Genomic DNA, 21,612 nt, shown 5'->3' on the forward strand with positions numbered 1-21,612 from the left:
TGTGGGGCAAAATAGCCTTTTTTTACTAAAAAACAGGTATTTTCTCATTCTAAACAAAATGACCTGAAACGAATAGAATCAGGTCATTGATTTCCGGATGAACCGGTAAAAATTATTCTTTAACGCGTTCTACATAATCACCTGTCTTGGTGTTTACGCGTATCAACTCATCTTGATCAACAAATAGGGGCACCATCACTGTTGCGCCAGTCTCAATTGTTGCTGCTTTTAAAGCTCTTGTTGCTGTATCGCCTTTTAAACCTGGTTCGCAATAAGTAATTCTTACAACAATTTTTTCAGGCAACTCAGCACCTATTGGCAATTCGGTTTCAGTATTAATAAAAACAAATACTTCTGAACCATCCATTAAAAACTGAGGAGCATCAATCATTTCCTCAGAAAGGGCAATCTGTTCAAAGGTTTCATTATTCATTAAATTATATCCAGTTTCATCTTTATAGAGATACTGAAAGGTCTTCTTTTCTACTCTTACTGGATAAATATTTTCACCACTATTCCAAGTCTTTTCAATGGAGCGCTTATTATCTACGCCCTTCAATTTGGCCCAAACTTTAGCTGCGGCTCTTGCAGTTTTATTTTCGCCAAACTCAACAACAGAGTAAAGGTTACCATCCAATTTAAGAATCATGCCACGACTAATGTCGGAAGTAGTTGCCATAAATAATTTTTTAAATATAAAGTCTAAATAAGACGGCTGCAAAAGTAGGAAATAGCAGTGAAACAACAAACAAGGTATAAAAATGCATTATTGTTGTCATTTGAACAGATAGGCGTATTGACGCAGCAGTCTAAAACCAATTTGAACATGAACAATGGCCGTTATGCTGATAAAGAACATGATTAATGCAACTGTTTTGAACAGTTGAATCATTGTATCCATAGAAATTTTGTCTGCTAATTCAGGCTGTTGCTCCATCACTTCAGATAACATTTGTTCTAATTGAATATTATCAAGAAAAAACACTCCAGTTGAATTTAGAAAAAACATACCAGCAATAAATAAGGTACCATAGGCATTAACCTTAATCCAATCCCTTAAAGAAGATTTACAAGGACGCTCATTTCCTATTCCGTGCAAAAGGAATCTAAGTGAGGCAAATACATAAATGACTAGGCAAGCCATCACAAAAGCGATAAATAACATAGCAGGGTTGCCCGACAATCCCATTATTAGAACGAAGAGATCTAAAAATCCAATGATTAAAGCAATAGGAACCAAAATAAAGGAGAGTATTCTGTAAATGGTTAGTTGTTTCATAAATATGTTGAGTAAATGCATGTAAAGGTAAAGAATAATCAATAGGGGTTCAGATTCAACCGGGACTTGATAGAATACTTTATTTTTTATGCATAATTTTCTTATGTATTTTAAAATGATGTATTTTTGAAAAGCAAAACAGTGTATATGAAGAAATCATCCCTCTATAAAGGTTGCCTAGAACCTATCTTGTTAAGGCTACTAAAAGACAATGGCAGAATGTATGGCTATCAGATGACCCAAATGGTCAAAGAGATTACCAAGGGCGAATTGGCTATTACAGAGGGCGCACTTTACCCACTATTGCATAAACTAGAGGAACAGGGTATTGTAGAAACAGAAACAGAAATGAATGGCAATAGAATGCGCAAGTACTACAGTTTAACCAAAGCAGGTAAAAAACAAACATCGCTTGCAATGGAAGAAATGAAAGCTTTTATGCAAAGCCTAGAATTCATTGTTAATCCTAAAACAGCCATAGGATGATTACAGATGCTCAATTCGAGAGTCTCTTTGCTTTTTGTAGAAAACACTATGTTCACTACTATGATGTACAAGTTGAGCTAGTAGATCATTTAGCAGAAGCTATCGAAGAAAAAATGAACATGAACCCTAAGCTGAGTTTTGATCAAGGGCTAGATCAAGTGTACGCAGGTTTTGGCATCAAGGGATTTGCTGATATAGTTGCCACAAGAATAGAAATGGTAAGTAAGAAAAGTAGAAGACAAAAATGGAAATTATTTTTTTCCTATTTCACTGTACCAAAAATTGCAATGACTGTTTGTATATATGCATTTCTATTATTATTGGGTCGATTTTTAACGCAAGATTATTTTAGAGGAGTTTTTCTCGCTGTTTTAGGTGTTTCACTTTTTGTTTTTGAAATTATTTATTCATTTCATCTAAATAGACTTTTCAAAAAGCAAATAAAAGAAATGATTTTTACTAATGAGCGACTATCTGGAATCATAGACACAGTATTTTTTGTACAAATACTCTTTACTAGTAGTGTTTTTGATTTCGCAGAAGCAAAACAAATGCACTTCCTTGCTTATTCCATGATTTCCTTGTTCATGTTAGTCATTTTTATTTCAATTCTAGCACATCGAGATTTTGTAAAGGAACTACACAGTAATGCCCTCAAACTTTATCCCAAAGCATTTGCCTAAATAAATATGTATGGAACTTTCAAAAGAACAATATTCACTTGTTAGCGATTACTGTAGAAAAACTGGAAAACAGTTTTATGATGTTGAACTAGAGTTAACAGATCATATGGTTAATTACATTGAAGAAAGATTAACTGAACCCAGCCTATTCCCTACATTATTTGATGCAATAAAAAAGAAATTTAACTCATCCGTTTTTGAAAGTATTATCAAAGAAAAATCAAACGCTATCAAAAGCAATATAAAACAACAACTACAAGCAGAATTGTTGCAATTTCTGACTCTACCTAAAATTGCTGTGACATTCTTATTGGCAGCAGCTGTTATTTGGTTAGACCAAAATCATTCTATTGATAAAATAGCTACTTCCTTTATTCATTTAATCAATCTCTTAAATATCACCTACAGTTTTGGAAAAGGGAAACAAGCCAATGCTAATATCAGAGAAAAAAAGCGAACACTACTCAGCATGACTATTATTCGTATTTATCATGTAGCATTTATTGTACCCACTATTTTCTATTTATTCATTTCTTTCGGAGTGATTTTTGAAATTACTGGCAACTATTATCAATTCATTTATAAAATGGCCCTTTACTTGCTGCCATTTGTCATTTTACTCAACTTGGCATGGCAACAGGTATATATCCGGGCACAATTCAAAATCAGGAAACAATACCCCAACGCATTCGCCTAATAAAATTAAGCATAAAAAAGCCGCTCTAATTAAATGGAGCGGCTCTATTTGCATGATTTAATTTTCTTAGCGTTTGCCTGCTTAAGAAATAAATAGAAACATTTTATTTCAAATTCAACTTAATCTGCAATTCATCAAACTGTTTATCATCTATAGTGCTTGGTGCATCTAGCATGACGTCTCTACCACTATTATTTTTAGGGAAGGCAATGAAGTCTCTAATACTTTCGCTACCGCCTAAAATTGAACATAATCGATCAAATCCAAATGCAATACCTCCATGTGGTGGAGCCCCATATTCAAATGCACCCAATAAAAATCCAAATTTATGTTGGGCTTCTTCTTCGGTCATTCCTAATGCTGCAAACATTTTTTCTTGTAATGGTCGTTGATAAATTCTAATTGAACCTCCGCCAATTTCGTTCCCGTTTAAAACCATATCATAAGCATTGGCTTTAATATTGGAATAAGGATGTTCTAAATATTTATCTGCATTTTCAATAACTGGATTGTTATTGATCATCACTTCAATATGATCTGGCTTAGGAGAAGTGAATGGATGGTGTCTAGCTACCCAACGGTTTTCTTCTTCGGCATATTCAAACAATGGGAAATCCATTACCCATAATAATTTGAATTCATCGTCTTTGCGCATACCCAAACGCTTACCCATTTCTAAACGCAAATCAGATATGGCTTTACGTGTACGCTCTTCCCTTCCTGCAAGAATCAATACCAAATCCCCAGCTTGTGCTCCAGCAGAATCTGCAATGGCTTTCAACTTTTCTTCTGAATAAAATTTATCTACACTACTCTTGTAAGTGCCGTCAACATTGCATTTGATATACACCATCCCTTGCATGCCAACTTGTGGGCGCTTAACCCACTCTGTTAATTCATCCGTTTGCTTCCGTGTATATTCGGAACAACCAGGTACCGCAATAGCCAATACTGTTTCCGCATTATCAAACACCCCAAAACCAGCACCATTAATCAGTGCTCCAGTTGCTTGAATTTGTCCATCCTTCAAAAAGGCGGATTTTAAATTAGACAGCTTCATACCAAAACGAATATCGGGTTTGTCATTACCATAATTCCACATGGCATCTTCCCAAGACATTCTCTCTACTTGCTCGGTATAATCAATATTTTTAACGTCTTTAAATATCCGTTTCACCAAACCCTCAAACATTTGCAAAATATCTTCTTGTTCTACAAATGCCATTTCACAGTCGATCTGTGTGAACTCAGGTTGACGATCGGCTCGTAAATCTTCATCTCTAAAACATTTTACGATTTGATAGTATCGATCATAACCACTCACCATCAACAACTGTTTGAAAGTTTGTGGACTTTGAGGCAATGCATAAAACTGTCCAGGATTCATTCTTGAAGGAACTACAAAATCTCTTGCACCTTCAGGAGTAGATTTAATCAAAAAAGGCGTTTCAATATCCATGAAACTATTTTCATGCAAATAATTTCTTGCAGATCTATTTACCGCATAACGCAATTCCAAATTCTTTTTAACCGCATTTCGTCTTAAATCTAAAAAGCGATACTTCATTCTCAAATCATCTCCACCATCTGTATCATCTTGTATGGTAAAAGGAGGAACCGCTGATTTATTCAATACTTTAAATTCTGTAACAGCTATTTCAATTTCTCCAGTTGGAATATTAGCATTCTTACTACTTCTTTCTTGTACAATTCCTTTCACTTGCAAAACATATTCACGGCCTAAAGGCTGCTGATCTAACAAAGCGGTTAAAGCTTCCCCAAATAATAATTGAGTAATTCCATAACGGTCTCTCAAATCAACAAAAGTGATAGCACCAAACTTTCGAACAGTTTGAACCCAGCCAGCCAAAGTAGTTTCTTGACCCGCATTTGCTAATCTTAATTCTCCACAGGTATTAGTACGATACATACGCAAAAAATAATTTATACAAGTGGCCAAATAGCCATTTAAAAGCGCAAATATAACCTAAATGGGTCAAGTAGTCTTATTGAGGTATTTTTGCCCTTGAATTAAAGTTATGAACGTAAATACCCTTTCTCGAAGAACCCATCGTTGGTCTATTGGGAGTTACTTTTTTATTGCAGGAATTACTTTTGCTAGTTGGGCTAGTCGAATTCCAGACATTAAACTAAAACTGCAATTAAATGATGCGGAATTAGGGGGAATACTATTTGCATTACCTGCTGGTTCTATGGTCAGTTTACCCATATCTGGATGGTTAGTGGCTAAATTAGGTAGCCGAACGGTCATGTTAATTGCTGCATTGATTTATCCTCTAATACTTTTATTATTGGGCAATGCTTCTACCACAGTTGTCCTAACTACTTTACTTTTCGTCTTTGGATTAATTGGGAATATGATGAATATTGCTGTAAACACACAAGCAGTTGCAGTAGAAGAATTATATGGGCGTTCTATCATGGCTTCTTTCCATGGAATCTGGAGTATGGCTGGTTTTACGGGCGCAGCTGTAGGAACGCTAATGATTTCTTTGGGCTTAGATCCACTAAAACATTTCATAATAATTGCTACACTAATGATTTTACTGGCCTTTCTCATGAAGTTTGGAAGAATGCCAAAAGATGCTGTTGTTGGCAATCAGCCCTTATTCGTAAAGCCAGATACAGTATTATTAAAACTCGGATTGATTTCTTTTTGTTGCATGGCGGCAGAAGGAACCATGTTCGACTGGAGTGGAATTTATTTTCAAAAAATTGTTGAAGCACCCCCAGGTTTAGTTACGCTAGGTTACGCAGCATTTATGGGCACTATGGCATTGGGTAGATTTTTAGGCGATGGACTGGTATTGCGTTTTGGTAGAAAAGAAATTCTACAAGGCAGCGGAATTTTGATTGCCCTTGGATTACTCCTAGCTGTATTTATTCCAACCCTTGTTTTTGCTACTATTGGTTTTTTATTGGTAGGTTTTGGGGTTTCCTCCGTAGTGCCAATTGTATATAGTCAAGCAGGTAAATCAGAAAAAATGAGTGCTGGCATGGCTTTGGCAGCCGTTTCAAGTATCGGATTTTTTGGATTTTTTATTGGTCCCCCATTAATTGGATTTATTGCAGAAGCATTTGGATTACAATGGTCTTTCGGGATGATTGCTTTACTGGGATTTGGCACGACTATATTAGCTAGTTTTCTCAAAAATGAATAAGCCCAGCAACGGTATTTAAAGTTACGGGGTCAATTAAAATTGCCCTTCCTGTTTCCTTATTCATTTCAAAAGGTTCTATAAAACACAATTCAGTTGAATTAAAAAAGACTTCATTTAGTTGGTTAACATAAATTTGAGCATTGCATTCTGTACTAAATTGAACCTCGAATTTTCTAGAACCCATTTGCATCCAATATACTTTATGGGGAATCCCAGGTTCCTCATCCATCCAAAATATGAGTGATTTCCAATTATTACGCAAAAACGGTACAGTTTCCGAAAAAGGAACAAGAATATCACCCTCTAAATTAACTATACTGCCTTTAATAATGAGACTAGCTTTATCCCCAGCAAACAGTTGACTATATTCTTGATCTCCTTGGTAAATATGTGAAATCTCAACTAGAGATCCTGTATAAACAGACTTATATATCGTTGATTTATTCAATTCGCCATTTAGTACTGAGCAACGCAAAATGGTTTTGCCATTATGTTGTTCTAAACCAATAACGCATATTCGATTCACTAAATCCTGACGATTATCCTCTACAATGTCTTTATGAAGCAAATCTAATAGCGATTCATCTTTGTACCATTCCATGCTTTTACTTCTGGTTAAAACATTATCCCCGTTTAATGCACTTATTGGAATAAAGTTTATAATGGGCTTATAGTTAACATTGGTAAGAAAGCTTTGAATAAGGGTAACAATTGAATTATAATTAGATTCTTGAAAATTAAAAGCATCCATCTTATTGATCACTAAAATCCACTGAGGAATGCGAAGTTTGGAGGAAAGCCTCATGTGCATTTCGGACTGCGAACTGATTCCTTTTGTAATGTCTATTAAAATAATGACTATATCGCATTTAGTAGCCCCTGTAAAAAAAAATTTAGTGTATTCGGAGTGACCTGGTGCATCAATTAGAGTAAACTTAATATCGTTATTATAAAAATATCGATAAGCAATATCCATGGTAATATTCCCATCCTTTTCTTTTTTTAATCCGTCAGTGAGCTTAGAAAGATCTGTTGATCCATTAGAGTGAACTTTTAAGTTTTCTAATATGTCCTGCTTAATATTATTTGTATCGTACAAGATTCTGCCAACCAATGTACTTTTACCATCATCAACATTTCCGGCAACTGTTATCGTTTTTGATTTCATATTAAAAATATCCTTTTTTCTTTCGATCTTCCATTGCAGTGTCTGAAATTTGGTCATCTAGTCTAGTCGCACCTCTTTCACTGATTGGTGAAGTTTCTATTTCATGAATAATATCTTTTAAAGAAGTAGCATTTGACTCAAGTGCCGCGGTGCAAGTCATATCCCCAATTGTTCTAAACCGAACTTTTTTTGAAGCAATAATGTCATCATTAGAGAGATTTAAATAAGGTGAAAAAGCAACCCATTTATTGTCAACTTGCACAACCTTACGCAAATGAGCAAAATATAAAGATGGCAACGCGATTCCTTCCCTTTCAATGTATTTCCAAATATCAAGTTCTGTAAAATTTGAAATAGGGAAAGCCCGAATCTGTTCGCTGTAATTTATGCATATATTATACTCATTCCAGGGTTCAGGTCGTTGCATATAAGGATTCCATTCTCCGGTATAAGATCGCAGAGAGAAGATTCTTTCTTTAGCTCTTGCTTTTTCTTCATCCCTTCTCCCTCCCCCAATACAACAATTAACTTTTAATTCATGTATAGCATCCATTAATGTAATTGACTGAAGCATATTCCTACTAGGCGTCTTTCCTTCGGGTTCCAAAATACCATTTTTCTTAATTGTATCTGCTACGTACTTAACTTCAAGCGAGAGCCCATACTTTTTGATAAGTTGGTCTCTGAATAATAAAGTTTCAGGAAAATTGTGTCCAGTATCAATGTGCAAAAGCTTAAATGGAATTTTAGCTGGGAAAAAAGCTTTGATAGATAATTGCAGTAAAACAATCGAATCTTTCCCTCCACTAAAAAGAATATATGGGTTATTGAATTTAGCACATTTCCACAATATTTCAATTGCTTCTTGCTCAAGAAAATATAAATAATCTCTTTTCACGTACCGCAAATTAAATTTAACAAAAACATAAATTTTAATAACTTAGTCACACAATGATAATAGATATATTATTAAATTCTGTAAAAAAAGATCCAACTCTAAAACGTCATTTTGTTAAGGCTGTTTCATGGCGAATTCTTGGATCAATAGACACAGCTATTCTTGGATTCTTGATAACCGGGAAACCTTCCGTTGGAATAAAAATTGGGATGCTGGAATTGGCTACTAAAATCTTTTTGTATTTCATTCATGAGCGACTTTGGGCTAGAATTCCATTTGGACAGTTGGAAATCATTAAACAACAAAATAAAAATATAGATATTCAAAATAATATTTATAAAACAACCCCTACAATTCAAAAAGAGAAAAGAGAAGAACTAAATGGTCATAAGGCATTTACTATTTGGCTAACAGGTTTATCTGGGTCAGGCAAGAGTAGCATTGCAAACTTATTTAATACTTGGCTTATTGATAATGGATATCAATCTTTTATATTGGATGGCGACAATACAAGAGGAGGCATAAATAGAGATCTTAGTTTTACTCCCGAGGGAAGAAAAGAAAATACCAGAAGAATAGCAGAAATTGCAAAACTTTTTAATGAATCTGGAAGTATCGTAATTGCTGCACTTATCTCACCTTTTGAAAAAGACAGAAAAGCAGTAACGGAAATAATAGGAAAAGATTCATATATTGAAGTCTACTTAAATGCTTCACTTGATACATGTATTGAAAGAGATAAAAAAGGTCTATATAAAAGAGCTATATCAGGAGAAATTAAGGATTTTACAGGCGTAAACAGCCCTTATGAAATACCAAAGAATTCTTCAATAGTATTAGACGCTGATAAAAAAACGGTTGAAACATTAATGAATGATTTAATTGATTATTTAAGAAAAGAAAATAAACTAAAATGACACAAATAATTTTTCAAGAAAATACTACTCTCAAAAGAAAAGATGAACATCTTTTAATCAGCAATTTGGGAGATGATATGGTTATGATGGACATAGAAGATGGCACGTATTTTTCATTGAATAAAATCGGAATGGTGATTTGGGATAAACTCGAAAAAAACATCAGCTTCAGTGAATTAATTCAACATTTAATAGACACTTATGAAGTTGAAAGAGCAGTTTGTGAAGTAGAAACAAAAAAATTACTTGATAGCTTGTACGAAAAGAAAATGCTTGAAATAGTAACCATTTAATGGATAGTTCCTAATAATGTTTAAACTATGAAGCTCTATCCAATTGTACTATTTCTAGAAGCGGTAATGATAAGCCTTTTTATGAAAACAGGAACCATTTTATTACAACAAAAGTTTTCGAATAAGTTCAGAGGCAAATGTATTTCTAGCAAAGAAATACCATATTACGAAGTTGATTTAAAAACACTTTATTTACTAAAACAAATAAGAGCAGCAATAAAAAGGATGAACCATTACACTTTTTGGGAAACCAATTGCCTCAATCAATCACTTACTGGTAAGCAAATGCTCAACAGACGAGGTTTAAAGCCAACGTTGTATATTGGTTTCAGAAAAAAAGAACTATTAATCGAAGGCCATGCTTGGCTAAAGTATAATAATATTGTTCTTACTGGTGCTGAATCAGAGAATAATACATACACAATCAATGGAACGTTTAATTAATTAACATTCTTAAAATTAATCATGAGCACTATTTTAGGACTTGTTTCTAGAAAAAACAAACCCATTGATTCAATTGCATTTGACGCTATTTATAAAGCGATGCACCATTGGCAAGCGGATGATGCTCAAAAGTGGTTTAACGAAACTAAAAATGTTGCATTTGGTCATTTTATGCTATGGAATACACCTGAATCAAAAAAGGAAAAACTTCCTTTTAGTAATCCCGAAAACAGGTTTACAATAACAGCGGACGCAAGAATTGATAACAGAGAGGAACTATTTGAACTACTTAGTCTCCATCAAGATCAAAATAACCCCCTACCTGATAGTTATCTTATTCTGAAATTATTTGAGAGATTTAAAGAACAATGTGTAGCGCATTTAATTGGTGATTTTGCCTTTGCAATTTGGGATCATATTCAAGAAGAGCTGTTCTGTGCACGCGATCAAATGGGGATTAAACCTTTTTTTTATTACCATGATAGAGATAAATTGATATTCGCATCCGAAAAGAAGGGAATCATGTCATATCCTGGATTTGTTTCGAAATACGACTTAAGAATTTTATTTAGAAATGCGTTTTATTTTGAATATGACTGTACAAGAACAACCACAAAAAAAATATTTCGACTTGCACCAGCTCATTGCTTAAGTCTAAAAAAAGGCAAGTTAAAATTATGGCGTTATTGGGATTTGAAAGTTACGAAGAGTCTTACAATTACTGAAGATGAAGCAGCTGAACAGTTAAAAGAATTATTAAAAAATGCAGTTAAGTGCAGATTAAGATCAGACTACCCAATTGGTGCCGAATTAAGTGGGGGAGTTGATTCTAGTGCAATTACGGGATTAGCGGCACCAATATTAGTTGCCCAAAATAAGTCATTATTTACCTTTTCAAATGTATTCTCTAAAGAATCAAAACAAAAGTATCCTGAATTAAAGGATGAATATGAGTATATAAAATCTGCAAACGACTTCAATCAAATTAAACATGCATTTTATATAGACCAACCCTATCACCAAGATCCAAGTGAACAACTAAAAAAAATAACTGAAATTCATGATGGTTTAGAACAATGGTCAGGTGATTGGTTATTATCATCCAAAAAAGAAATACAGAAACATAAAATTAGAACAGTATTATCTGGGTTTGGAGGGGATGAAATGGTGTCACACAAAGGGCAATTCCATTTCTTACATTTTTTAGAACAAAAAAAACTAATAAAATACTTGAAAGCTGATCAACATCCTTCAGATAAAGGGTTTAATCGTCTGATTCCTCTTATACCTATTCTATTATTTATACCATTATCACTGCTAAAAGGAATTATTATACCTACAAAAAAAAGAAATAATAACGAAATTTTTAAGCTCCCATGGTGGATTGAAAGGATACCATTAATAATTGTTTACAAGGAATTAGCATATTTCCGTCCATTCCGTTCTTATAAATATTTCTTACGGTATAATGTTCTTAAATCCCAAAAAAGCATACGTAGCGAGGCAGAAACAAAAATGGGTATTTATTTTAATCATGAAGTCAGATATCCCTTGCTAGATATTCGACTTCTACAGTTTTTTATAAGTTTACCAGATGAATATAAATATAAATATCCATATAAGGGAAGGCCACTATTTTTAAATGCGACAAAGGCCTTTTTGCCAAATAAAATTATAACAAGAGCAGAAAAATCCATTGAAACTGGTTTCAATGGAGGTGTTGCCCCCTTTGAATTGACTCCAGAAAGAAAAGGGCGCCCCAAAAAAGCAATAGAAGAAATGTTAAGATATATTATAAAATCCTGAAAAAAATTATTATAATTTTCTAAAATAAGAATAAATTCATAACTTGTATTTGGAAACACTTTAATATAAAATCTACAATATGGAAACAAAAATTGAAAAAAACAATGAGGCGAAATTAGAATGGATAACTCCGAAGCTAGAAATTATATCTGAGAATCAAATTAAATCTGGTGCTATTCCGGGGCCACCCGAAGGTGGTGATACTCTTTATGCAGGGGTTTCATAAATGTTAAATAAAATAAATTAGACCATGCTAATAGGTATAATCAAACAATGACATTGTTTTAGCATGTTGCTTTATTATACATTCAGCTTGCTCATTTGTTAATTCTATTTTCCATCTACCAGCTTTACCAAATCTAAAAAAAGGATTTCCATTTTTACTACTTTCACTAAATCCTTTTTCAGCTTCTTTTTTACGAAGATTGTTGAAATGAGTTTCTTGGATTGCTTTTGAAATATCATGTGGAGAAACCCTAATTCCGATAAAATCGACAATTTCGGTAAATGTGGATAAAGGATTTTTTACCATATCCTCATATTTGATCACTTTCACAGGAAAGGGTAATTGAGCAAAAGCCCATGATTCTACATGATAGCTCCAATTGCCTATAAAAAGCGGGAAATAATTGTGATCGTTTTCATTATTATTTTGTTTCACAAGCCAAGCATTATCATCAATCATAAAATTGATGATTTGTTGGATATTTTTATTCAAATGATTTGCAAAAGAAGCAACGATGTCTAATGGATTTCTAACGAGGTAAATAGCACACTTTGTATTACCTGATGGAATAGTATTAAAAGAATATGCATCATGAATTTTTAAGAAAATATTCCTATGTTCATTTTCTTTTGATAATTGTTGATATACATGAGGTATCATCCTATTTACCTCATCAAATGTTAAGTAGGTTGAATCAAGATCGGTAAATGAAGAAAAAATACTTCTCGAAGAAAAAATACCATCTGATTTAAACTCATTCAATTTTAATTGATCATTATTCATCAAAGCAGATAGAAATAACCTAAGCCAGGTATTACCACTTTTCGGATAAGAAGCCAACCATACTATATTTTTCATTGTAAAACTTAAATTTTATTAATTGTTTCTTTAACTAGAGACATACTATCTTTTAATGAGTTTTCCAGCTTATTTCTACTTAATAAATAAGTGGGAACTGATTGGCTTAAGACGGTCAATAATTCAAAAAACGTCTTCTTTTCTCCCATAGTTGAAAATTGCAAGGGCCTATACAGGTTGTCCATGATTTTTTTTAGCGAACTAAGTTCAGTTAACTTTTTAACTTCAACTTTTCCCTCATTAATAGCATGAAATTCAAGTAAAAAAATAGCCTTAATTGGCATAATTTCGTTAATGAATTCATTGATTGTATCAATATAATATTTAGGTAATTCTTTTCGAATACGGAAAGCTGAATCTGGCAATTCCCAATCAAATTGTCTAAAACTTTGTTGCCAGAGTTTTATTCTTGGAAAAGATGAAGCAACTATCGGAATACTATTTTCAACAGATTTTTGTAATACGCAAACATCATCAGATAGAATCTTTTTTCCGCTCCGCCTGAATGCTTCCAATAATGAAGATTTACCTGCTCCAGAAGGCCCCATAAATAATACAGCCTTCCCATCATCAATAAATGCGGATGCATGTAAAGGGAATACCCCTCGCTGATACAATATTGCAGAAAATGCATTGTTAATCAGAAATAACCGGACACAATCCATTTCAGCATTAGGGTAAATGTATACGATGATTTGCTTACCTCCAAATACATAGTAAGTAGCAATATCTTTTATATCTAAGAGATATTCAGTACGAGTAATACTTAGATTTACATGACGTACTACGTTTTCACCCGATAGCTCCGTTGGTACATTACCAATTGTAATTTGAACATTATGCACTTTGGATAAACTCGGAATAAACTCAGGAAAAAAGATTTCTGAATTGATTGATAAGCCATATGCGTTGTAGAAAAATTCCATATTGTATTCACTTGTATAAAAAAGAGTATTAAATACTATATTTAATCGTTATAATTGATTGACGAATAATATTGCATTTTATCCAATCTCCAAAAAGGTTAAATTAACTAAAATATCTAAAAATGTCGTTAGAAATTATTGATATTGAAAAAAAATACAATGCAGAAATAGCGCTAATCATTTTACTGCTACGTAATTACTTTAAAACAACAGACCAAAATCAAGTTGTAGAATTCATTGATGAGAGAAAAAATAAAATAAATTGGTCTAAGTTAAAATCACTTGCAGCATATCATCGAATACGCCCTCTCCTATTTAAAGAACTAGTTAAATTAGAATGCTTAGATTATGAACTTAAAAAGGCACTTAAAAATGATATTCGTCAATTTACGATAAGAAATTTTCAATTGGTTTATGAAGCCCAAAGAGTGATTCATTTATTTGAAAAAAATGGAATCAAGGCCATTCCGTATAAAGGCCCATTTTTTTCAAAGGAATTTTTTGGAGATTACGCTTCTAGAGAGTCCTCTGATATTGATATATTAATTGAATGGAAAGACTTAAAAACTTGTATTGCAATATTAGAAAAAGAAGGGTACATATCAGTAGTAGACTTTATTAAATTTTACGGTGAAACCACAAAAGTCAGAGAAAATGAATACAATATGGATTTTTATGAAAATGGCCACAGAATATTTCATATTGAATTACATTGGAATATTGGGAATCCACATAGCCATCCACTTAATTGCAATAGTGCTTTACTTCAAATAGAAAAAAATGATGGTAAAATTACCAATATTCAATATTCAATGTCAAGTGCGGCATTATTGTTTTCCACACTAGTTCATCATTCAGTTAAAGACACATTCGGTATATTAAGAAATGTGACAGATTTAGCAAAAGCATTTGTTTCACTTGATGAAAAAAATCGAGCTGAGTTGTTTTTTTATATTGAAAATAATTCATTCGAAAGTCAGGCCCAGATGGCAATACAATTATCAAATAGTCTTTTAAATTTATCTATCCCAATAGGTAATTGCAATTTTAAAATGAATACTCACTTATTTACACATCATTTGCTAGATTCTAAATATCAAAAATCGCCGATGAAGCACTTATTCTATCCGTACATAAGAAAAATTATACTAGAAAAATCATGGAAAAATAAGATGTACATATTTATTTATATGATTAAGCTATTGTTTTACCCTAATTACGAGGATTACCAATGGATTTCCCTACCAAGAGGTTTAAAATGGGCTTATTTCCTGCTTAAACCAATAAGATTCATAAAAGATCATTCCTTTGATGCACAAAAAAAGTAACACATGCATGAATTTTCTTTCATCAAAAACTATAAAAGAGCAGCTTTACTTATAACCGATGCTTCACCTATTTATGCTGCAAAATTATTGAGTATACAAGTTGTGCTTGCAATAATTCCTTCAGCATTAATATTTGTTGTGAAAAAATTGGTTGATATAATAACACAACCAAGCCTATTTAAGATTACTGAACTTACTAATTTAATAATCGTTTATATTGGGATTCAACTCATAAGTGCCTTACTTACGCAATGGTCTTCACAATTACTTCAGATATATCAGGAAAAATTGACCAATACTGTTTCATCAACGGTACTTTTAAAAGCTACCCAAGTTGACTACATGTATTATGAACAATCAAAATATCACGACACCTTACATATTGCTCAACAACAGGCATTGCATAAATCCGGTGCACTTTTAACCAATTTAACTACATTTATACAACAATTTCTTACTTTATTAGCAATTAGCATTTTTCTCTTTACGATTCACTGGGGTTACGCATTATTTTTTATCTCCATTCCAATCCCACTAAGTATTGTGAAGGCATATTTTACTAGAGAGAGTTTTATAAAAGAAAAAGATCTTGCAGAAAAAGATAGGCAATCAATTTACTTTCAACATTTAGCCACGTCGCCACTTTATGCCAAAGAAATTCGCATTTTTTCACTTGGTGATTTTCTCATAAATAAATACAATAAATTAAGAACATATATTTTTGCTGAAAAAAGAAAATTACTTACTATTAGATCTAAGTACATAGTCATGATTGAGTTTATTGAAATCATTACTATTGGTTTTCTCCTTTTTAATTTAGCAAAAAATGCCTGGGAGCAAACTATTACTGCAGGCTTATTTATACTCTACCTGCAAACTTTCCAACGTATTCAAGTTTCTGCAAAATCTTGGATGCAAGCATTGATTGGCTTATATCAACAAAGGCTTTTTCTTAATCACTTATTTCAGTTTCTTGATCTTGCACCAATCAGTAAAAAGGAACAACAATCTATGCCAAGTGAACTGGAAAAATTAGTCATTAATAATCTTTTTTTTAGTTACCCAGAATCAGACAAAGAAATTCTGCATGGCATATCCCTTGAAGCAAGAAAAGGTGAACTGATTGCCATTGTTGGTGAAAATGGTTCTGGAAAATCAACGTTAATTAAAATACTCGCTGATCTATATCCAATATATACTGGTAATATTTTACTGAACCAAACTAGGTTATCAGAAATTGATCCAATTTCTTTTCGCACAAAAGCTGCTATTCTCTTTCAAGATTTTGAAAAATACTATTTCAGTGTAGCAGATAATATTACGATGGGGCAATCAAATGCTGATAAAGAGAAAATAGAAACAGCTGCTCGTAAGGCTGGTGCCGATTTTATACATTCTCTACCTCAAGGTTTTTCAACTCAATTAGGGAGAAGTTTTGGTGCTGGAACTCAATTAAGCGGAGGGCAATGGCAGAAATTAGGCCTATCCAGAATTTTCTACAAAGATGCTCCACTCATTATTCTAGATGAACCAGGCAGTACATTAGATGCAGCAGCAGAAATGCGCTTGTTTGAAGAGCTACATGAACAAGCAAAAGATAAGATCATAGTAGTGGTTACCCACAGGTTGTATAGCTTAGTAAATGCAAATCGTATTTATGTATTGCAAAATGGTTCAATAGTTGAACAAGGAAATTTTAAAGACCTTATGACAACAAATGGTGTTTTTAAAGCTATGTTTGAACTCCAATCCATAACTCAAATATGACAAATATCCCCTTAGCCGAAAGAATGCGCCCCACTAATTTAGATGAGGTATTGGGTCAAGAACATATCACTGGCCAAGGAAGCATTTTAAGAACAGCTTTAGAAAAAGGCGTTGTGCCTTCTATGATCTTATGGGGGCCTCCAGGGGTGGGCAAAACCACATTGGCGAATGTTATCACACAAACGCTTAAAGTGCCTTATTTTCAGCTCTCTGCTATCAGCAGTGGTGTTAAAGAGGTAAGAGAAGTAATAGAACAAGCCAAACACTTATCTGGAGCAGTATTATTTATAGATGAGATTCATCGTTTCAATAAAAGCCAACAAGATGCATTATTAGGTGCAGTAGAAAAAGGAATTATTAGACTAATTGGTGCTACTACAGAAAACCCTTCTTTTGAAGTGAATGCTGCATTGTTGAGCAGGTGTCAGGTTTATGTTTTAAAAGCTTTAGAAAAGCAGCAATTAATTCAGCTGATGCAAGACGCCCTTAATAGAGATGAGCTGCTGAAACTAAAAAATATTCAGTTAGCAGAAACGGAGGCTTTAATCAACCTAAGCGGTGGAGATGGAAGAAAATTATTAAACCTATTAGATCTTGTTGTTCAAACTGGTGCCACTATCATTACTGATGATATTGTTTTAAAAGTGGCTCAACAAAAAATTGCTTTGTATGATAAATCTGGTGAGCAACATTATGATATTGTTTCTGCATTTATCAAAAGTATGAGGGGCTCCGATCCTAATGGTGCAGTGTATTGGTTAGCAAGAATGATTGAAGGTGGAGAAGATGTAAAATTTATTGCAAGAAGAATGCTCATTTTCGCAAGCGAGGATATTGGAAATGCTAATCCAAACGCTTTGTTATTAGCCAATGGAACTTTTGATGCAGTAGCTAAAATTGGATATCCTGAAAGCAGAATTATACTTTCGCAATGTGCTACTTATTTAGCTTCTTCTCCAAAAAGTAATGCTTCTTACGAAGCCATTGCTAAAGCGCAACATGCTGTTTCACAACATGGTGATTTATCGGTGCCGCTACATTTGAGAAATGCCCCTACCGAATTGATGAAGCAAATGGACTACGGTAAAAATTACCAGTATTCGCATTTGGGAGAAAATAATTTCATTGAACAAGAGTACTTGCCCGACCAATTAAGAAACACCCCATTTTACATACCTGGAAACAACGCTAGAGAAAATGAAATAAAGAAATTTTTAAAAGATCGTTGGAAAGGTAAATACGGGTATTAAGGGTTTATTTTTTGTGGAACAAGACGCTCTGCAACTTTCTCAACTTCTGCCCCTCTTTCCCCGCCTTCATGGTATTCAGCATCTTCATTCACATCCCATAAATCATATAACTCTTTGCCCGCTACAATGTTTTTAGCCGCCAACATGGCTGTCATCATACTATGATCTTGGTTGTTGTATTTATGCATACCATTCCTACCAACCAAATATAGACCTGGATAATCCTTTAGTGCTTCTCTTACTTCATTTACTCGTTCTTTATACATATGATCATAAACCGGATATGCTTTAGGTTGTCGTACTACATATCCATCAACTACTGCAGAAGGCTTTGTTAATCCGATTTGTGCAATTTCTTTAGTAGCCAACTCAATCAACTCTTTATCACTACTAGTCCATAATCCATCTCCTTCAAAACAAAAATACTCTAACCCATAACAAGCCATATCAGGATCTGGAACCATATATGGACTCCATGATTTAAAGTTTTGAATACGCCCTACTTTTACACTTGGGTCATGAATATAAATCCAGTTGTCATTAAATGCATCTTCATCTTTACAAATTAAGACAACCGTTAAAAAGTCTCTGTACCCTAAATTGGATGCACCTTCAAATGCTTTAGTAGGAAATGTAGGAGTAACCGATTTTATCAATTCCCGCATGGGAGCCGAAGAAAGCACATAATCAAAATCAGTAAATGTTCTGCCATCATTGGTGTTTACTGTCCACTTGCCATTTTCTGTTGCAATATCTTGAACTCCACAATTCATTTCAACTTGAACTCCCATTGCTTTACATTTCTCTGTACAACGTTCCCACATTAAACCAGGTCCTTGCTTAGGATATCTAAAAGAATCAATTAGTGTTTTAATTACATCTCCTTTCGATGAAGGCTTTGGCTTGAAAAGTGCATTCCAAATTGCACTACTTAAGGAGAGGCCTTTAATTCTTTGTGCAGCCCAATCTGCAGAAATTTCTTTACAAGGGATTCCCCATACTTTCTCAGTATATGTTCTGAAAAAAATATTGAAAAGCCTTTGTCCAAATTGATTTACTACCCAGTCTTCAAAATTGGTGGGATTTTTAACTGGAAATATTTTAGCTTTCAAATAACTCAATACACAAAGAGTACTTTCAATAATTCCTAATTTTTTTAATGCTTCCATTGCAACCAAAGGATAAGAAAAGAATTTCTTATTATAATAGATTCTAGAACTTCTTGGCCTTTCAAGCATTTCATCGCCTAAAATTTCCGTCCAGAAATCTTCCACTTCTTTAGACTTAGAAAAGAAACGGTGTCCGCCAATATCAAAATGATAACCTTTGTAACTCTCCGTTCTAGAGATGCCACCAACATATGTAGGATCTTTTTCAAATACTATTACATTCTGTTTTTCTTTCCCTAATAAATAAGCTGCAGTTAATCCTGCTGGCCCTGCTCCTATAATTGCTACTCTTTTTGACATGATTAATACTGGTATGCTTATTTTTACAGCATTGCAAAGATGCGGGATTATTTGCAAAACAATTAAATGAAACCAATGGAAACAGCTACTGCTTATTTTTTACTTAAACAATTCGAGAATCTAACACCTTATGAATTGTATGCAATTCTACAATTGAGAAATGAAGTTTTTGTAGTTGAACAAAACTGTATATTTCAAGATGCAGACAATAAAGACCAATCAAGTATGCATTTAATGTATTGGAAAAATAATGAATTGGTAGCTTATTGTAGATTAGTTCCTCCAGGGATCGCATATAAAGAAATGAGTATTGGCAGAGTAGTAAGCTCCCCTTATCATAGAAAGTCTGGAGCAGGTAGACATTTGATTGCAGAAGCAATTCAATTAATTCAAAAACAATTTGGCGATGCCCCAATACGAATTGGAGCACAATGCTATTTGATTAAATTCTATGCTTCATTTGGATTTGTTGAAGAAGGAGAAATGTATTTGGAAGATGGAATAGAACATATTGAAATGGTTAGGCATTAAGCGGAAGCTGAACATTGATTGAAGTTCCTTTACCAACTTTACTCTCAATTGTTATTTTACCGTTATGTACATCAATGATTTTTTTACAAATTGCTAACCCTAATCCGTAACTTTTTTCACCTGCAGTACCTTTTCGCTTTGCTGTAGTAAATAAATCAAAAATCTTACCTTGTAAATATTCGGGAATTCCAATACCATTATCTTTTACCGTTAATTCAGCAAAAGAATCAGACTTAATCAATGAAACATTGATTATAGAGCCATTATTACTGAATTTTACTGCATTAGTGACTAAGTTAGAAATAACCCTTTCTATTTTATCCTTATCAACTTTAATAAAAATTGGTTGTTTTGTAATATTAGCCTCCAAATTAATTTGTTTTTCTTTAGCGGTAAATACAAGTATTTGCAAAGAGTGCTGAATTAATTTGTTCAATTCAATTTCTTCAAATTGATACTGATCAACAGAACTAATATTTGTTTGCATCAAATCATTGATTAACCTCAAAGTAGATGAAGCATTCTGTTCAATTAAACTAAACATTTCTTTACTGTTTTCTGAAATGTTATCGTCAGATATCATCATTTTACTTATTCCAGCAATTCCACTTAATGGACTTCTCAAGTCGTGTGCTACTACATTTAAAATCCGGTCTCGTTCCTCTTTATTTTTACTTAATTCAGCATATGCTGTTTCTAGCTTGTATTGATTTCTAAAATAAATTTCTTTAAAATAATAGAGGCAAATTGAGAAAAAAGCAAGTGGGAAAAGGAACTTAACTGTTTTTTCAACAATTTGAATATTAGCCATTGAATATAGTGGCAATTCATCTAATCGTATCGCTACGAAACTTATAGACACAAAAAGAACAAATAGAATATATTGCCAATTCTTTTCACACAAAACAACAGCAGCAACAATCATTATAAGAAAACGGTACTCATTTCCATTCTTAAATACATAAGCTGTATAAGAACCAATTGCCGCACCAATAAACAATAAAAGGGCTCTATATGCTAGAAACTTTTGGGTATATGAAATATAATAACCGAATAAGAAAATGCAAACATGAAGAAAATTAAAAACAACTAGAACATATTCTCCAATATAAAAATTGATACACATTACCAATAAGGCAAAAGGTGTTGCCATCAATAGGAACAGATTGAACATATAGTTCTTGTACGCAACTTTAAATGGCGTAGACTCCTGATTACCTAACGAAAGAATTTGATATAATATATTGGATTTCGGTTTAGCCATAAAACCGAGTTGAAGATACAATAATTAGATCAATTGAGTTTTAATCATTTACAACAATGAGTTAAGAGCAAAAAAAAACCTCGATCAATAAAGATCGAGGTTCAATAAATATGGCAGCTACCTACTCTCCCAGCTAGATG

22 protein-coding genes are annotated in these 21,612 nt (G+C 33.2%); 13 read left to right on the forward strand and 9 right to left on the reverse strand.

The genetic code is table 11. The annotated features are described in order from the left end of the window. Positions 1–112 precede the first annotated feature (112 nt). Positions 113–679 (reverse strand): elongation factor P, encoded by a 567-nt coding sequence (efp, locus tag ACTIEI_RS14490; RefSeq protein ID WP_439506999.1) that lies wholly within the window; start codon positions 677–679, stop codon positions 113–115. A gap of 96 nt (positions 680–775) precedes the next feature. After that, a complete protein-coding gene (locus tag ACTIEI_RS14495) occupies positions 776–1,279 on the reverse strand; it encodes a hypothetical protein (RefSeq protein WP_439507000.1) in 504 nt (167 codons plus the stop codon). A gap of 147 nt (positions 1,280–1,426) precedes the next feature. Here ACTIEI_RS14495 and ACTIEI_RS14500 point away from each other — a divergent pair, with 147 nt between their 5' ends. From ACTIEI_RS14500 to ACTIEI_RS14510, 3 genes are read left to right on the forward strand one after another with little or no spacing between them, the layout of a single operon-like run. After that, positions 1,427–1,765 (forward strand): PadR family transcriptional regulator, encoded by a 339-nt coding sequence (locus ACTIEI_RS14500; RefSeq protein ID WP_439507001.1) that lies wholly within the window; start codon positions 1,427–1,429, stop codon positions 1,763–1,765. After that, positions 1,762–2,448: a hypothetical protein gene (locus tag ACTIEI_RS14505; RefSeq protein WP_439507002.1), complete on the forward strand. Its 687-nt coding sequence runs from the start codon at positions 1,762–1,764 to the stop codon at positions 2,446–2,448. Before ACTIEI_RS14500 ends, ACTIEI_RS14505 begins: the two co-directional genes overlap by 4 nt. A gap of 10 nt (positions 2,449–2,458) precedes the next feature. Beyond that, a complete protein-coding gene (locus ACTIEI_RS14510; RefSeq protein WP_439507003.1) occupies positions 2,459–3,145 on the forward strand; it encodes a hypothetical protein in 687 nt (228 codons plus the stop codon). A gap of 103 nt (positions 3,146–3,248) precedes the next feature. On the opposite strand, the gene aspS is transcribed toward ACTIEI_RS14510, so the two are convergent. Further along, positions 3,249–5,075, reverse strand: coding sequence for an aspartate--tRNA ligase (gene aspS / locus ACTIEI_RS14515; protein WP_439507004.1), 1,827 nt, complete (start codon positions 5,073–5,075; stop codon positions 3,249–3,251). A 109-nt stretch (positions 5,076–5,184) separates the two neighbouring features. On the opposite strand from aspS, the gene ACTIEI_RS14520 reads away from it, so the two are divergent. Beyond that, positions 5,185–6,327, forward strand: coding sequence for an MFS transporter (locus ACTIEI_RS14520; RefSeq protein WP_439507005.1), 1,143 nt, complete (start codon positions 5,185–5,187; stop codon positions 6,325–6,327). Here ACTIEI_RS14520 and ACTIEI_RS14525 read toward each other — a convergent pair. Next, a complete protein-coding gene (locus ACTIEI_RS14525) occupies positions 6,314–7,495 on the reverse strand; it encodes a GTP-binding protein (protein WP_439507006.1) in 1,182 nt (393 codons plus the stop codon). The genes ACTIEI_RS14520 and ACTIEI_RS14525 overlap by 14 nt on opposite strands. Before the next feature lies 1 nt (position 7,496). After that, a complete protein-coding gene (gene cysD / locus ACTIEI_RS14530; protein ID WP_439507007.1) occupies positions 7,497–8,393 on the reverse strand; it encodes a sulfate adenylyltransferase subunit CysD in 897 nt (298 codons plus the stop codon). Positions 8,394–8,446: 53 nt separating this feature from the next. Between cysD and cysC the strand changes: the two genes are divergently transcribed. The 5 genes from cysC (at position 8,447) to ACTIEI_RS14555 (ending at position 12,079) form a co-directional block, all read left to right on the forward strand. Next, a complete protein-coding gene (cysC, locus tag ACTIEI_RS14535) occupies positions 8,447–9,310 on the forward strand; it encodes an adenylyl-sulfate kinase (protein WP_439507008.1) in 864 nt (287 codons plus the stop codon). Beyond that, positions 9,307–9,603 carry a PqqD family peptide modification chaperone gene (locus ACTIEI_RS14540; protein ID WP_439507009.1) on the forward strand — a complete coding sequence of 99 codons (297 nt, stop codon included), beginning with the start codon at positions 9,307–9,309 and terminating at the stop codon, positions 9,601–9,603. Before cysC ends, ACTIEI_RS14540 begins: the two co-directional genes overlap by 4 nt. Before the next feature lie 27 nt (positions 9,604–9,630). Further along, positions 9,631–10,047 (forward strand): lasso peptide biosynthesis B2 protein, encoded by a 417-nt coding sequence (locus ACTIEI_RS14545; protein ID WP_439507010.1) that lies wholly within the window; start codon positions 9,631–9,633, stop codon positions 10,045–10,047. Between the two features lie 21 nt (positions 10,048–10,068). Further along, positions 10,069–11,853: an asparagine synthase-related protein gene (locus tag ACTIEI_RS14550; RefSeq protein WP_439507011.1), complete on the forward strand. Its 1,785-nt coding sequence runs from the start codon at positions 10,069–10,071 to the stop codon at positions 11,851–11,853. 79 nt (positions 11,854–11,932) lie between these two features. Beyond that, the gene (locus ACTIEI_RS14555; RefSeq protein WP_439507012.1) at positions 11,933–12,079 is read left to right on the forward strand and encodes a hypothetical protein; all 147 of its coding nucleotides are present in this window, start codon (positions 11,933–11,935) and stop codon (positions 12,077–12,079) included. A 27-nt stretch (positions 12,080–12,106) separates the two neighbouring features. Here the strand turns inward: ACTIEI_RS14555 and ACTIEI_RS14560 are convergent, their stop codons facing one another. Continuing rightward, positions 12,107–12,937 (reverse strand): sulfotransferase domain-containing protein, encoded by an 831-nt coding sequence (locus ACTIEI_RS14560; protein ID WP_439507013.1) that lies wholly within the window; start codon positions 12,935–12,937, stop codon positions 12,107–12,109. Between the two features lie 8 nt (positions 12,938–12,945). Then, positions 12,946–13,863 carry a hypothetical protein gene (locus tag ACTIEI_RS14565; RefSeq protein WP_439507014.1) on the reverse strand — a complete coding sequence of 306 codons (918 nt, stop codon included), beginning with the start codon at positions 13,861–13,863 and terminating at the stop codon, positions 12,946–12,948. Between the two features lie 122 nt (positions 13,864–13,985). On the opposite strand from ACTIEI_RS14565, the gene ACTIEI_RS14570 reads away from it, so the two are divergent. The 3 genes from ACTIEI_RS14570 to ACTIEI_RS14580 are packed head-to-tail and all read left to right on the forward strand — an operon-like array spanning position 13,986 to position 18,208. Beyond that, positions 13,986–15,191: a nucleotidyltransferase family protein gene (locus ACTIEI_RS14570; RefSeq protein WP_439507015.1), complete on the forward strand. Its 1,206-nt coding sequence runs from the start codon at positions 13,986–13,988 to the stop codon at positions 15,189–15,191. A 3-nt stretch (positions 15,192–15,194) separates the two neighbouring features. Beyond that, the gene (locus ACTIEI_RS14575; protein WP_439507016.1) at positions 15,195–16,958 is read left to right on the forward strand and encodes an ABC transporter ATP-binding protein; all 1,764 of its coding nucleotides are present in this window, start codon (positions 15,195–15,197) and stop codon (positions 16,956–16,958) included. Next, positions 16,955–18,208, forward strand: a complete 1,254-nt coding sequence (locus tag ACTIEI_RS14580) for a replication-associated recombination protein A (RefSeq protein WP_439507017.1) — start codon at positions 16,955–16,957, stop codon at positions 18,206–18,208. The genes ACTIEI_RS14575 and ACTIEI_RS14580 overlap by 4 nt, the downstream gene beginning before the upstream one ends. On the opposite strand, the gene ACTIEI_RS14585 is transcribed toward ACTIEI_RS14580, so the two are convergent. Further along, the gene (locus ACTIEI_RS14585) at positions 18,205–19,677 is read right to left on the reverse strand and encodes an NAD(P)/FAD-dependent oxidoreductase (protein ID WP_439507018.1); all 1,473 of its coding nucleotides are present in this window, start codon (positions 19,675–19,677) and stop codon (positions 18,205–18,207) included. The two genes, ACTIEI_RS14580 and ACTIEI_RS14585, sit on opposite strands and share 4 nt — an antisense overlap. A gap of 66 nt (positions 19,678–19,743) precedes the next feature. Between ACTIEI_RS14585 and ACTIEI_RS14590 the strand changes: the two genes are divergently transcribed. Then, positions 19,744–20,208, forward strand: coding sequence for a GNAT family N-acetyltransferase (locus tag ACTIEI_RS14590; protein ID WP_439507019.1), 465 nt, complete (start codon positions 19,744–19,746; stop codon positions 20,206–20,208). Here ACTIEI_RS14590 and ACTIEI_RS14595 read toward each other — a convergent pair. After that, positions 20,198–21,472 carry a sensor histidine kinase gene (locus tag ACTIEI_RS14595; protein ID WP_439507020.1) on the reverse strand — a complete coding sequence of 425 codons (1,275 nt, stop codon included), beginning with the start codon at positions 21,470–21,472 and terminating at the stop codon, positions 20,198–20,200. The genes ACTIEI_RS14590 and ACTIEI_RS14595 overlap by 11 nt on opposite strands. Positions 21,473–21,612 lie beyond the last annotated feature (140 nt).

Source organism: Sediminibacterium sp. (genome assembly GCF_051860225.1).
GTDB lineage: Bacteria > Bacteroidota > Bacteroidia > Chitinophagales > Chitinophagaceae > Sediminibacterium.